At 64.4% G+C, this 12,661-nt stretch carries 16 protein-coding genes; 5 read left to right on the plus strand and 11 right to left on the minus strand.

All coding sequences use genetic code 11. From position 1 onward, the window contains the following. Positions 1–54: 54 nt before the first annotated feature. Both ACIPIJ_RS21350 and ACIPIJ_RS21355 read right to left on the minus strand, forming a co-directional pair. Positions 55–927 (minus strand): carbon-nitrogen hydrolase family protein, encoded by an 873-nt coding sequence (locus tag ACIPIJ_RS21350; RefSeq protein WP_401080253.1) that lies wholly within the window; start codon positions 925–927, stop codon positions 55–57. Beyond that, the gene (locus tag ACIPIJ_RS21355; protein WP_401080255.1) at positions 924–1,514 is read right to left on the minus strand and encodes a GNAT family N-acetyltransferase; all 591 of its coding nucleotides are present in this window, start codon (positions 1,512–1,514) and stop codon (positions 924–926) included. The genes ACIPIJ_RS21350 and ACIPIJ_RS21355 overlap by 4 nt, the downstream gene beginning before the upstream one ends. 115 nt (positions 1,515–1,629) lie before the next feature. Between ACIPIJ_RS21355 and ACIPIJ_RS21360 the strand changes: the two genes are divergently transcribed. Continuing rightward, positions 1,630–2,028, plus strand: coding sequence for a nuclear transport factor 2 family protein (locus ACIPIJ_RS21360; protein ID WP_401080256.1), 399 nt, complete (start codon positions 1,630–1,632; stop codon positions 2,026–2,028). Positions 2,029–2,056: 28 nt separating this feature from the next. On the opposite strand, the gene ACIPIJ_RS21365 is transcribed toward ACIPIJ_RS21360, so the two are convergent. Genes ACIPIJ_RS21365 through ACIPIJ_RS21390 form a run of 6 tightly spaced genes read right to left on the minus strand, consistent with a single transcriptional unit; the run spans position 2,057 to position 6,787 of the window. Next, a complete protein-coding gene (locus ACIPIJ_RS21365; RefSeq protein ID WP_401080258.1) occupies positions 2,057–2,635 on the minus strand; it encodes a DJ-1/PfpI family protein in 579 nt (192 codons plus the stop codon). A 59-nt stretch (positions 2,636–2,694) separates the two neighbouring features. Next, positions 2,695–3,852 carry a phosphatidylserine/phosphatidylglycerophosphate/cardiolipin synthase family protein gene (locus tag ACIPIJ_RS21370; protein ID WP_401080260.1) on the minus strand — a complete coding sequence of 386 codons (1,158 nt, stop codon included), beginning with the start codon at positions 3,850–3,852 and terminating at the stop codon, positions 2,695–2,697. Position 3,853: 1 nt separating this feature from the next. Continuing rightward, positions 3,854–4,435 carry a YceI family protein gene (locus ACIPIJ_RS21375; protein ID WP_401080262.1) on the minus strand — a complete coding sequence of 194 codons (582 nt, stop codon included), beginning with the start codon at positions 4,433–4,435 and terminating at the stop codon, positions 3,854–3,856. A gap of 44 nt (positions 4,436–4,479) precedes the next feature. Next, positions 4,480–4,776 carry an amidase gene (locus ACIPIJ_RS21380; protein WP_401080264.1) on the minus strand — a complete coding sequence of 99 codons (297 nt, stop codon included), beginning with the start codon at positions 4,774–4,776 and terminating at the stop codon, positions 4,480–4,482. Next, positions 4,773–5,852 (minus strand): serine hydrolase domain-containing protein, encoded by a 1,080-nt coding sequence (locus ACIPIJ_RS21385; RefSeq protein ID WP_401080266.1) that lies wholly within the window; start codon positions 5,850–5,852, stop codon positions 4,773–4,775. Before ACIPIJ_RS21385 ends, ACIPIJ_RS21380 begins: the two co-directional genes overlap by 4 nt. 47 nt (positions 5,853–5,899) lie before the next feature. Then, a complete protein-coding gene (locus ACIPIJ_RS21390) occupies positions 5,900–6,787 on the minus strand; it encodes an acyl-CoA dehydrogenase (RefSeq protein ID WP_401080268.1) in 888 nt (295 codons plus the stop codon). A 148-nt stretch (positions 6,788–6,935) separates the two neighbouring features. On the opposite strand from ACIPIJ_RS21390, the gene olsB reads away from it, so the two are divergent. Both olsB and ACIPIJ_RS21400 read left to right on the plus strand, forming a co-directional pair. Next, positions 6,936–7,691 carry an L-ornithine N(alpha)-acyltransferase gene (gene olsB / locus ACIPIJ_RS21395; RefSeq protein WP_401080270.1) on the plus strand — a complete coding sequence of 252 codons (756 nt, stop codon included), beginning with the start codon at positions 6,936–6,938 and terminating at the stop codon, positions 7,689–7,691. Next, on the plus strand, positions 7,691–8,479 hold the full coding sequence (locus ACIPIJ_RS21400; protein ID WP_401080272.1) for a lysophospholipid acyltransferase family protein: 789 nt from the start codon (positions 7,691–7,693) through the stop codon (positions 8,477–8,479). Before olsB ends, ACIPIJ_RS21400 begins: the two co-directional genes overlap by 1 nt. Positions 8,480–8,574: 95 nt before the next feature. Here ACIPIJ_RS21400 and ACIPIJ_RS21405 read toward each other — a convergent pair whose 3' ends face one another. Then, positions 8,575–9,153, minus strand: a complete 579-nt coding sequence (locus ACIPIJ_RS21405; protein ID WP_401080274.1) for an ACP phosphodiesterase — start codon at positions 9,151–9,153, stop codon at positions 8,575–8,577. Positions 9,154–9,305: 152 nt separating this feature from the next. Between ACIPIJ_RS21405 and ACIPIJ_RS21410 the strand changes: the two genes are divergently transcribed. Together ACIPIJ_RS21410 and ACIPIJ_RS21415 are read left to right on the plus strand one after the other, a co-directional pair. Continuing rightward, positions 9,306–9,608, plus strand: a complete 303-nt coding sequence (locus ACIPIJ_RS21410) for an ArsR/SmtB family transcription factor (protein ID WP_401080276.1) — start codon at positions 9,306–9,308, stop codon at positions 9,606–9,608. Between the two features lie 17 nt (positions 9,609–9,625). Then, the gene (locus ACIPIJ_RS21415) at positions 9,626–10,675 is read left to right on the plus strand and encodes an alkene reductase (RefSeq protein WP_401080278.1); all 1,050 of its coding nucleotides are present in this window, start codon (positions 9,626–9,628) and stop codon (positions 10,673–10,675) included. Positions 10,676–10,741: 66 nt separating this feature from the next. Here ACIPIJ_RS21415 and ACIPIJ_RS21420 read toward each other — a convergent pair whose 3' ends face one another. After that, entirely contained in the window at positions 10,742–11,569 is an 828-nt protein-coding gene (locus ACIPIJ_RS21420) for an ATPase (protein ID WP_401080279.1), read from the minus strand. A gap of 87 nt (positions 11,570–11,656) precedes the next feature. After that, positions 11,657–12,652: an NAD-dependent epimerase/dehydratase family protein gene (locus tag ACIPIJ_RS21425; protein ID WP_401080281.1), complete on the minus strand. Its 996-nt coding sequence runs from the start codon at positions 12,650–12,652 to the stop codon at positions 11,657–11,659. Positions 12,653–12,661: the final 9 nt, after the last annotated feature.

Here is a 12,661-nt window from a genome sequence, read left to right on the forward strand (position 1 = left end):
GTGTAACAGCGGCGGCCCTTTCCCGGTTAAACCCGCGAAGGGGCCGCCGCTTTTTCAAAGGATCCGTTCGAACTGCTCTGGCCAATCGCGCCGAGTGAACACCTGCCCCTCTTCCCGCACCCGTCGCACCTCAGCCAAGTCGACATCGCACACCAGCCACTGGCTGCTCATCGGGCTCAGTTGCCCGCTCTCGGCAATGACCCCATTGCTCGGCATGCCGTGATCCGGCGGCACGAACAGCCCCGCACGCCCGATGTTTTCATCCAGTGCTGGCGACCACGGCGCCAAGCCCACGGTCGGGCTCTGCAACACTGCAATCTGGTTTTCCAATGCCCTCGCCTGCGCGCCGATGCGCACACGGTGGTAGCCGGCTTCGGTATCGGTACAACTAGGGGCCAGGATCAGGTCAACGCCCGCTTCGGCCAACTGCCGCGCCAGCATCGGGAACTCATTGTCATAGCAGATCAGAATGCCCAGGCGCCCCAGTTCGGTATCGAACACCTTCAGCCCCTGGCCCGCCGCGATGTTCCACTGCTCACGCTCGAAACGGGTCATCATCAACTTGTCCTGATGCCCCAGAATCCCGTCAGGGCCGAACAGCCAGGCGCGGTTGCGGTAGCGCCCATCGTGGTCCAGCACTGGCACGCTGCCCGGTTGCAGGTAAACACCCCAGCGCCGCGCCATGGCTTCGCACAACGCCAGCCAAGGCGCGATAAGTGGCTGGATACCGGCGATGGAGGCCTTGAGGTCACCACGCTGCTCGGCCGGCAACTGGCCACTGAGTACCAGCCCAGCGTATTCCGGCAGCAGCAACAGCTGAGCGCCCGCCGCTGCAGCTTCGGCGCAAAGACCTTGCAGATGGTCGGCGTAGGCGTCCCAGGTTGCATGCAACTCGATGGCGTACTGGCAGGCCGCCACACGGATCATACCGGCAGTTCCTTGAGCCAGAACGACATGAGCTTGTCACTGCTTTGCTGCTCGTCCAAGTCGCGCCAGGCATAGGTGGTGCGCAATGAGGGGTCGTGCAGGAAGCCGCGGTTGCGCCAGAACCCTTGCAAGGGTTTGTAATCAGCCGGCCGCCTCGGGTGCACACCCGGCCGCTCGACGGCGCAGAACGCACAGTAGTCGAACTCGGCCAACTTGTGTGCATAGGACTCTCGCTCGATGAAGAAGCGTACGCCCAGGCCGCGGCCACGGTACTCGGGCAGCACCAGCGACTCACCGAAATAATAGACACTGGCCGGGTCGCGGCCCTGGGCCAGGAACGGCTGCTGGAACTCGGGCGCACCGTCCACCAGCGGCAAGCCAGTGGAGGCTCCGACCACCTTGCCATCATCCAGGGCCAGTACCACCAGGCTGCGCCCGGAGCGGGCATAGCTGGCCAGATACTCAGCTTCGTACACGGGCGTGCCGTCGTAGAGGTAGGGAAACTCGCGAAACACGGTCAGGCGCAAGCGAGCGAGGTCATCGATGTAAGGCGCGATAGCGGCGCCGTGCAACAGGCGTATTTCCATGCTTGGCGGTCGTTTTGTCGATGTGGATGACGCGCTCGGCTAAGCCGGGCTTGAGGGGAAACCCTATCATCCGAACCAACACACCGCCTTTTCCCTACACGACAGGTATTGTTCCATGACCGCTACCGAACTGGTAAATGCTTACTACGCCGCCTTCAACGCCGGTGACATGCCGGGGTTTCTGGCCCTGCTCAGCGAAGACGTGATCCACGATATCAACCAGGGCGAACGGCAGATGGGCAAGGCCAGGTTCGCCGCGTTCATGAACAAGATGAACCGCTGCTACCGCGAGCGCCTGGCCGATATCGTGGTGATGCAGAACGCCGATGGCAGCCGCGCGGCGGCGGAGTTCACCGTGCATGGGGAATATGTGGCCGATGATGAAGGCTTGCCGGCAGCCAACGGGCAGACCTATGTGCTGCCGGCAGGGGCGTTCTTCTACATCCACTGCGGGAAGATTGCCCGGGTGAGCAATTACTACAACCTCAATGACTGGGTCGAACAGGTCGCGTGAACCTGCACTGGCTCGCGAAGAGGCCAGGTCAGGCGATACGCGTACCAAGCACCTTGAGGAACGCTGCCAGCCATGCTGGATGCGCAGGCCACGCTGGCGCGGTGACCAGGTTGCCATCCACATGTGCCTGGTCCACCGCAATATCGATGAACGTGCCGCCGGCCAGGCGCACTTCCGGCGCACACGCCGGGTAGGCGCTGCACTCGCGCCCTTCGAGCACCCCGGCAGCCGCCAGCAACTGCGCGCCATGGCACACCGCGGCAATCGGTTTGCCGGCCTGATCGAAGGCCCTGACCAGGTCCAGCACCTTCTCATTCAGGCGCAGATACTCCGGGGCCCGGCCACCCGGAATCAGCAAGGCATCGTAGCTTTCCGGGCGTACCTGGACGAAGTCATAGTTCAATGCAAAGTTGTGCCCAGGCTTCTCGCTGTAGGTCTGCTCACCCTCGAAATCATGGATCGCCGTGCGCACGGTCTGCCCGGCAATTTTCTCCGGGCAGACTGCATGCACGGTGTGGCCGACCATGCTCAAGGCCTGGAACGGCACCATCGCCTCGTAATCCTCGACGTAGTCGCCTACCAGCATGAGAATCTTCTTCGCCGTCATCGCATCCACTCCTTCGGTTGTAGGGGAACAATCACTGCACGATAGCCTGCTTGGGTGTTTCAGTCGCGGCGATCGAGCAGGTTGACCACCAGCCGGTCCAGCCAGCCCCACACCCGCTGCTTCACACGACGCCATAATGGCCGGGCGTGCCAGTGATCCAGGTCGACTTCCTCGCTCAAGGCGAAGTCGCGCTCGAAACTGGCCACCACGGCTGACGTCAACGGCGGGTCCAGCGCCTCGACGTTGGCCTCGAGGTTGAAGCGCAGGTTCCAGTGATCGAAATTGCACGAGCCGATACTGACCCAGTCGTCCACCACGGCCATCTTCAGGTGCAGGAAGCACGGCTGGTACTCGAAAATGCGTACACCCGCACGCAGCAGGCGGGGGTAGTAGCGGTGGCCCGCGTAACGTACCGAGGGGTGATCGGTACGCGGGCCGGTCAGCAGCAGGCGTACATCTACGCCTTTGCCCGCCGCCCGGCGCAATGAGCGACGTACGCTCCAGGTCGGCAGAAAATACGGCGTGGCCAACCACACACGTTGCTTGCCACTGTTAAGCGCACGCACCAGCGAATGCAGGATGTCGCGGTGTTGGCGGGCGTCGGCATAGGCCACCCGGCCCATGCCCTGCCCCTGCGCCGGCACCTTGGGCAGGCGTGGCAGGCCGAAGCCTTCAGGAGGGCGCCAGGCCGTGCGGCGGTTGTTGGCCTGCCATTGGCGATCGAACAGCAGTTGCCAGTCACCAACCAACGGGCCCTGCATCTGCACCATCACCTCGTGCCACTCGCTGGTGGCTTCACCCGGCGTCCAGAACTCGTCGGTGACACCGGTGCCACCGACCACCGCCCAGTGCTCGTCCACCAGCAGCAGCTTGCGGTGGTCGCGATACAGGTTGCGCAGCCCGCGGCGCCAGCGCAGGCGGTTGTACCAGCGCAGGTATACGCCAGCGTCCAGCAGGCGTTGGCGCAAGGCGGTATTGAAGGCCAGCGAACCGTAATCGTCGAACAGGCAGCGCACGCGCACTCCGCGCCGGGCTGCCTGCGCCAATGCCTCGACCACCGCCTCGGCACAGGCACCGGCTTCGACCAGGTACAGCTCCAGGTCGACCTGGCGCTCGGCATGCTCGATGATCTGCAGCATGCGCGGAAAAAATTCAGGCCCGTCGATCAGCAGCTCGAACTGGTTGCCATCCCGCCAAGGGAAGACCGGCCCTGGCATGTCAGCGCGCGTTGAAGATCAGCACCGCATTGACCGGTACCGTCGGGTTGATGGACTTGAGCTTGGCGAATTTGCGCAGGGTTTCCAGCCCGGGCAGCAGGCTAAAGTCCTGCGCACGCACTATCAACGGTTCGAGGGTCACCACCTGGAAACGCCGCGCATCCAGGCGGGTGGCCAGCAGCAGGGCGTTGTAGCTGTGCGACTGGCCGTGCAGGGTGACGGTCAGCGGCAGGCGCAGTTCGATCTGCGCGCCGTCGGCCAGGTCGTTGATCGGCCGAAGGTCGAGCTGGGCCTTGACCGTCGCCTCGGCGAAGCGGCCGACCTCGAACAGGTCGTCACGCATGCGCTCGTCGCGCAGCGGGATGCCGCTGCTGACCGAGTCCATCTCGATACGCAGCCCGGCCACACCCTTGCGGTCGACGCTGCCATGCAGCACGAGAAAACGGTGGACCTCGGCCGTATCGCCGTTTTTACCGGTGACGAATGACAGGCGTGAAGACTCGCCATCGAGGTGCCAATTGGCGTGGGCAGGCAGGCATAAAGCCAGCAGTAGGGCGGGCAGAAGACGGGGCAGCTTGAACATGACAGATCTCGTGAAACCAGACCGCCAACCTTACCCGCCCGCCTTCATGGCAGCAAGCGGCAGCCCGCCCGCGTGGACTGCCACACCGCCTGATGGCGCTGGCCGAGGCCGGTGGCGCTGACCAGGCGTTGCTGGCTGTCTTCTTCCAGCGCGCTCAGTGGCAGCCACTGCTTCACGTAACCTTGGCAATACGCCTCGTCGAACCCCATGACGAAACGGCACGAACAGTACGCCTTGGCCGAATAGGCCGAGAGGATGCCTGGGAAGTCAGCCAAGGCCTGGCGCTCAAACCAGGCCCAGCCCAGCAGGGCGACGATCATCAGTAACAGCAGACGCTTCATGCGCCCCCCTTGGGCAGCGCTGCCAGCACGCGTTTGAGCAGCTCGTTGTGGCTGTAGCTGCCATCGCGGTCATCGGCATAGCGGACGATAACCAGCTTCTGTGTCGGCAGAATGTAGAGGGCCTGGCCCCAGTGGCCGAGGGCGGCATACGTGTCCGTCGGCGCATCGGGCCAGGGCGTTGCACTGCCTTGCAGCGGCTGGTTGAGCCACCAATGGCCGCCAGGGTTGGCTTCACCGGGCATGGCCTGGGCCTGGCTGAACAGGGTTCGGTTGAACGCTACCCAACTGGCCGGCAACAACTGACGATCACGCCAGCGCCCTTCGCGCTGCATCAACAGGCCGATACGCGCCAGGTCACGGGCGCTGAGGTAGAGGTACGAAGAGCCGACGAAGGTGCCGGTGCCATCGCGTTCCCACACAGCACTGTCGATACCCAGCGGCGTGAACAGCGCCTGCCAGGGGTAATCGGCATAGGCGCCGGGGTCGAGCATGCCGCGCAACGCGGCGGCCAGCACATTGGTGTCACCACTGGAATACAGAAACCGCTGGCCGGGCTTTTCGGCAGCCGGGCGTGCCGCGCTATAAGCCGCCATGTCATTGCGGCCACGGGTGTAGAGCATGGCCACGACCGAGGATTTCAGCGGCGCGTATTCGTAGCCTTCCTGCCACGCCAGGCCACTGGCCCAGTGCAGCAGGTCGGCCAGGCGCACATCACGGTGCGCCTGCATCGGTGGGTAGAAGCGCGCGGCAGGGTCCTGCAGCTGGAAGTACCCCTCGCCCTGGGCCACGCCGAGCACCGTGGCCAGCACGCTTTTGCTCACCGACCAGGTGAGGTGGGCGGTATTGGCCGTGGTGGGTGCGGCGTAGCGTTCGTGAAGGATGCGACCGTCGCGGATGACCAGCAAGGCGTCGCTGCGGATACCACTGCGCTCGCGGGCATCGCGCTCGGGAAAGGCATAGCTGTCGACGGCCTGCCAATCGCTGGCGACAGTGTCGACCGGCCAATCCGGTAGGGGCCAGGTCTCGGCCCTGGCCGAGCCAGCAGCCATGACCAGGATGAGCCAGCATGCCTTCATCGTGAGCGACCCCAGGATTGAACGGTGCTAACAATCCTGGCAGGCGTTCATGACAATCCCGCAGCGCTCCAGGCCTTGGCCAAGCGCTTGTCCCGGGCAGCGCTAGCCAGCGCCATCACCCCTTGGTCCCGCTGCCACAGCTGCGCCCACTGCGCCGGCCCCGCCAGCAACGCCGTGTCGATGTCCCCTTTCAATGCCTGAAACTGCGCGAACAAACCGCCCAGCAACAAATGGCAGCCGACACTGTCGGCACACTGGCGGCTGGCCTCGGCACAGCCCGCCAGCAAACTGATGAGGCGCAGCCGCAGCGCTTGCGGCCAGCCGCACTCCTGTCCCACGCCGTACAACCAGGCCACCATCGCCGCGAGTACATACAAGTCTTCCAGCGAGCGGAACGGTTTGACGTAGGCATCCCAGCCATCGCCGGCCAGCAGCTCGCAGGCCGCCTGCTGCAATTGCAGCCGCCCGTGGCCGATCTCGGGCATCAACGGCAGGGTTGGCAATGCCTCCAGGGTTACCCCCGGCTCTCCCGGATAGACCACCGCCAGGTTGAGCCGTGGCGCCTCACCCGGCCCTTCGCAGCGCGCCGCCACCAGCAGCCATTCGGCGTCCAGCCCGGCGGTGACGAAATCCTTGCTGCCGGTCAGGCGCAAACCCTCCAGGCGTGTGTGCATATCGGCCGGGCGCACGCTGCGCCGCTCGGTGGCGCACAGCGCGCCGAGGCTTGCCGGCGCGCTGGGCCAGAGCATGCGCAGGGCGGCCTGGTAGCCGATGAGAAACGCCAGCCCAGGCGTCGCCATGGCGCGCCCGCCCAGTACCGCCAGTTCAAACGGGGCGACTGCGCCGAGGTGCTCGCGTTGCGCGGCATAGGCTTCGCCCAGGGTGCCGGCCAGGGGCTGGCGAAGGGGATCGTTGAGTCGTTGCAACCAGGCCATCGGACGCTCCTTTGATCGGCGCTTGTCGGGGGTGTCACGCAAGCATCACCAAAGATTCACAGGGGTGACACCGCGCCTACCTAGGCTGACTTTGCACAACAAAGCCGACCGGCCGCAACCCTTCATGGCTGGCTTATGGAGACTCGCAATGACTCGGATCGCTCGCCCTGGCGACAACAGCACTGAACGCCGTCTGCAAGCCGAACGCCTGGTCGGCGCCGCGGCCCTGCAGGAAGCACAGGCCCTGCGCTACAAAGTGTTCAGCGCGCAATTCAAGGCCAAACTCAAGGGCGCCGAACAGGGCCTGGACATGGATGACTACGACGTACACTGCCAGCACATCGGCGTGCGCGACCTGAGCACCGGCGAACTGGTCGCCACCACCCGCCTGCTGGACCACCAGGCCGCCAGCAGCCTGGGGCGCTTCTACAGTGAAGAAGAATTCAGCCTGCACGGCCTGCTGCAACTGCAGGGCCCGATCCTCGAACTGGGCCGCACCTGCGTCGCCGCCGACTACCGCAACGGCGGCACCATCGCCGTGCTCTGGGGCGAGTTGGCCGAGGTCCTCAACGAAGGCCGCTACAGTTACCTGATGGGCTGCGCCAGCATCCCCATGCAAGATGGCGGTGTGCAGGCCCACGCCGTCATGCAGCGCCTGCGCGAGCGCTACCTGTGCACCGAGCACCTGCGCGCCGAACCGAAGAACCCCCTGCCGACACTGGCCCTGCCGAGCAACGTCATTGCCGAAATGCCGCCGCTGCTCAAGGCTTACATGCGCCTGGGGGCGAAGATTTGTGGCGAGCCCTGTTGGGACGAGGACTTCCAGGTCGCCGACGTGTTCATCCTGCTCAAGCGCGACGACCTGTGCCCGCGCTACGCCCGTCACTTCAAGGCGGCGGTCTGATGCTCAAGCCGCGGGTGTACGCCCGCCTCGCCAGGCTGCTGCTGATTTTACTGTTCGGCATGCTAATGGCCAGCGTCATCGCGGTTGGCGAACGCCTGGGCCTGAAGGCTTCCATCGAGCGCCGCCAGCGCTGGACCTGCCTGTTCATGAAACGCCTGGTGGCAGCCCTGCCGTTCGAGGTGCGGGTGATCGGCACGCTGCCCAAACGGCCGATGCTGTGGGTCAGCAACCATGTGTCATGGACCGATATCCCGCTGCTCGGCATGCTGCAACCGCTGTCGTTCCTGTCCAAGGCCGAAGTGCGCCACTGGCCGCTGGCCGGCTGGCTGGCGGAAAAGGCCGGCACATTGTTCATCCGCCGCGGTGGCGGCGACAGCCAGCGCTTGCGCGAGCAGATCAGCGAGCAACTGGGTGACGCCCGGCCGCTGCTGATTTTCCCCGAAGGCACCACCACCGATGGGCGGCAGTTGCGGACCTTTCACGGCCGTTTGCTGGCGGGCGCCATCGATCAGGGCGTGGCAGTGCAGCCGGTCGCCATCCAGTATTTGCGTAACGGCGAGCCTGACCCGATTGCGCCGTTCATTGGCGATGATGATCTGGTGTCGCACCTGATGCGGCTGTTTGCCGAACCGCGGGGGGCGGTGTGCATTCACCTGCTGCCGCCGGTCAGCAGTGTGGACAAGGAGCGCGCGGCGTTGGCGTTTCAGGCGCAGCAGGCGATTCACATGGCGCTGTTCGGGCTTGAAGAGGTTGAACAGGTGCCGCTGCGACAGCCTCGGGCTGCTTGATCATGAGCTGACTGCTCCGGCCTTTCGCGGGTACCCTACTGTTCTCAAACTCAGTGGAGTACCCGCGAAAGGGCCAACACTGTCACACACCGTTATCAGCCAGCCCTCTGCTCTGCGGCAAACGCCTGCAACTGCGGATAGAACTCACGAAAATCCGCCAGCAACGGCTCATACAGCCGCTCCAGCTCACCCAGCACTCCAACCATGCCTTCCGGACGTGACAATCGCCGCCCGATACCGTTGAACACCTGCTCCAGCATGGCGAAATCGCCATACGCCCCCAGCCAGTCATCCGCGGCCATCAACGGCGCAATCCGCGCCAGCCTTCCCGGCAGCTCGGGCTCCGCCAGCAACACGCGATAGAACGAACCCGTGAACTGCTCCAGCGGCTGTTCGGCATAGTCGCCCCAATGCCGCGCCAGGCAGTGGTCGAAGAATACATCCAGCACGATCCCGGCAAAGCGCCGGCGCTCGCGCGGAAACCTTGCCAGCGCCGCCAATACCAGCGGGTGGCGATCGGTATAGCTGTCGATGTGCCGGTGCAAGCGGATGGCCGCCTCCAGCGCGGGGGCAAAGCGCCCCTCCAGCGAGCCTTTGACAAAATCGCCATACAGGCTGCCGAGCAGTTGTTGCGGCGCGGGGCCGCCCAGGTGCAGGTGTGCGAGGTAGTTCATGTGAGCAGTCTAGCACCGCGCAGCTGTATATCGTTATAACGCGATATAGCGATTCGTACTCAGCTCAGAACCCCTTCGTATTTCTATATCGCGAAATACCGATTTATATTTCGTCTCATCGCGATATACCGCTACGCCACGAGCCCATATCCATGCCTCTCGATCTCGACGAAATAATAAAAGCCCTGGCCCACCCGGTCCGACGAGAAATCCTCCACTGGCTGAAGGACCCGGCAGCGCACTTCCCCGCCCAGCACCACAGCACCGAAAACGGTGTGTGTGCCGGGCAGATCGACCAACGCTGCGGCCTGTCGCAATCGACCGTCTCTGCGCACCTGGCGACTCTGCAGCGCGCCGGGTTGATCAGCAGCCAGAAGGTCGGCCAGTGGCACTTCTTCAAACGCAACGAAGCCGCCATCCAGGCATTCCTCGAACAACTGCGCCAAGCACTCTGACAAAGCAGGTAACCCTTATGACCACGCTTTTCGATCCGATCACCCTGGGCGACGTGCAACTGCCCAACCGCATCATCATGGCCCCGTTGACCCGCTGCCGCGCCGATGAAGGGCGCATTCCCAACGCGCTGATGGCCGAGTATTACGTGCAGCGCGCCAGCGCCGGTTTGATCCTCAGCGAAGCGACCTCGGTAACCGCGATGGGCGTCGGCTACCCCGACACCCCGGGCATCTGGAACGATCAGCAGGTGCGCGGCTGGCACAACGTCACCCAGGCCGTGCACGGCGCTGGCGGGCGGATCTTCCTGCAGCTGTGGCACGTGGGCCGCATCTCGCACCCCAGCTACCTGAACGGCGAGTTGCCGGTAGCGCCCAGCGCCATCCAGCCCAAGGGCCACGTCAGCCTAGTGCGCCCGATCACCGAGTACCCGACCCCGCGCGCACTGGAAAGCGAAGAAATCGCTGATATCGTCGAGGCCTACCGCAGCGGTGCCGAAAACGCCAAGGCTGCCGGTTTCGATGGTGTGGAAATCCATGGCGCCAACGGTTACCTGCTCGACCAGTTCTTGCAAAGCAGCACCAACCAGCGCACCGACCGTTACGGGGGCTCGCTGGAAAACCGTGCACGCCTGCTGCTGGAAGTGACCGACGCAGCCATCGAAGTGTGGGGGGCAGGCCGTGTCGGCGTGCACCTGGCGCCGCGTGCCGATTCCCATGACATGGGCGACGCCAACCGCGCCGAAACCTTCACCTATGTGGCGCGGGAGCTGGGCAAGCGCGGCATCGCCTTCATCTGCTCGCGGGAGAAGCAAGCCGACGACAGCATCGGCGCGCTGATCAAAGAGGCCTTCGGTGGTCCGTACATCGTCAACGAGCGCTTCGACAAGGCCAGCGCGAATGCCGCTTTGGCCAGTGGCAAGGCAGATGCGGTGGCGTTTGGCGTGCCGTTCATTGCCAACCCGGACCTGCCGGCACGGCTGGCGGCCGATGCGCCGTTGAACCAGGCGCACCCGGAAACCTTCTATGCCAAGGGGCCGGTGGGCTACATCGATTACCCGCGGCTTTAACTGAAAGCATTGGGGCCGCTTTGCGGCCCATTCGCGGGTAACCCCGCGAAAAGGGCTCAGGTAATGTCAGGGCCGTGCGTTGATTTGCTGTTGCAGGTTCTGGATCTGGCTTTGCAGGGTGTTGAGGTTGCGCGTGGTCTGCCCGCGAAACGCGTCGAATTCCTGTACCGAAGCACCGCTTGCCGTCGCCGCCGCCGGGCGATTCTCGACCTGGCTTTTCAACACCAGCATGTCTTGCTCCAGGCTGTCGATGGCCGCTTTCGGGTTGCCTTGTTTCTTCAGCGCCGCCACCTCGTCGCTCAGGCTCTTGAGCTGCCCGTCGAGCTTGCCGCCATCGACCTGGCCAGACTTCAGCGCCGCCAGCTCGCCATTCACGGCCTTCAACTGCGCCTGCAACTGACCCTGCAGTTCGGTCACGGCTTTCTGCTGCTCACGGGTATCGGCCAGCACCTGCTCCAGGCGCTTGCCCAGGTCACCGGCCTGCCCCGCTACACCCTGCTGCTGCTTGCCCTGCTCGGCCAGGCTGGCCTGCAGCTGGCGGATCTGCAGCTTGAGCGCCTCACTGCCGGTGCTGGTCGTCGACTCGCTGGCATCGACCTTGCCGCTGATGGCCTGCAGGCGCCCTGCCGCTTCTTCGCTGATGCGCGCAAAGCTTTCCTGGGTGGCCACCAGTTGCTGCTCCATCAGCGAGATCTGCTGAAAGCTCCACCAGCCAAGCCCGGCCAAGGCAATGAACGAGGCCCCCAGCAGCGCCCACAGCGGGCCTGTGCTGGCGGGCCTGGCGGCCTTCTGTCGGCTGCGCGACACGTGCGCTGGCAACAGCTCGTCATCATCAGGGGTACCGGCACGCAGGGCTGGCACATCATCGAAATCGTCGTGGGCATCGTTGCGCATGGATTAATTCAACCGCGGTAGTAGCAAAGAGACATGAGTATAAACCGCTCGTGCGGCGCACTGATGACCATCATCCCTGCGCCAGGTTCACTGGCCTAGTGGCTGATGCTTCCACCAACCACAGAATTCATCCAGCGCCGTCCACAGGCTGACCTTGGGCTGGTAGTCCAGGTATTGCCGCGCACGGCTGATGTCCAGGGTGAAATCGCGGCTCATCACCTGCATGCCCAGGCGCGACAGGGTCGGCTGGGGTCGCCCGGGCCAGAGCATGCAGGCCGCCTCGTTCAGCGCCGCCATGCTGTAGGCCAGGCCGTAGGAACGATAGCGGGTCACCTGGGGCAGTTGCATCTGGCGCATCACGTAGTTGACCACGTCCCACAACGGCAACGGCTGGCCGTTGCTGATGTTGTAGGCCTGGCCCAGCGCCCGGTCGTCGGCGAACAGCGCGCTGAGCAGCGCTTCGTTGAGGTTGTGCACACTGGTGAAGTCGACCTTGTTCAAGCCGTTGCCGATGATCGCCACACGGCCCTTGCGCTGCATCTGCATCAGCCGCGGGAAGATACTGGCATCGCCGGCACCGGTGACGAAGCGCGGGCGTAGCGCTAGCACTTCAAGGCCAAATTCCTGGGCGCCGAAGACCTTCTGCTCGGCGAGGTACTTGGTCTGCCCGTAATGGTCGTGGAAACGGCGCGGCACCTGGTCTTCGCGGATATCCAGGCGCGAACGACCGTTGAAGTAGATCGACGGCGACGACAGGTGCACCAGGCGCCGCACATGCTCTTTCAGGCAACCCTCGACCACGTTCTCAGTGACCACCACATTACCCTGGTGAAAATCCTGGTAGCGCCCCCAGGTGCCCACCGCACCTGCGCAGTGCACCACCGCCTCGACACCCTGACAAAGGCGCCGGGCCAGCTCGGCATCCGCCAGGTCGCCGGGAATGAACTGCGCGCCGCGCTTGACCAGGTGCTCGACGCCCTCGGCGCGCCGGCCGCTGACCCGCACGTCCAGGCCCTGCTCCAGGGCAAAGCGCGCAAAGCGCCCGCCGATGAAGCCGCTCGCGCCAGTGACCAGAATTCGCATGTAACACTC

Origin of the sequence: Pseudomonas sp. NPDC087185, from assembly GCF_044744955.1 — a bacterium.
Taxonomy (GTDB): Bacteria; Pseudomonadota; Gammaproteobacteria; order Pseudomonadales; family Pseudomonadaceae; genus Aquipseudomonas.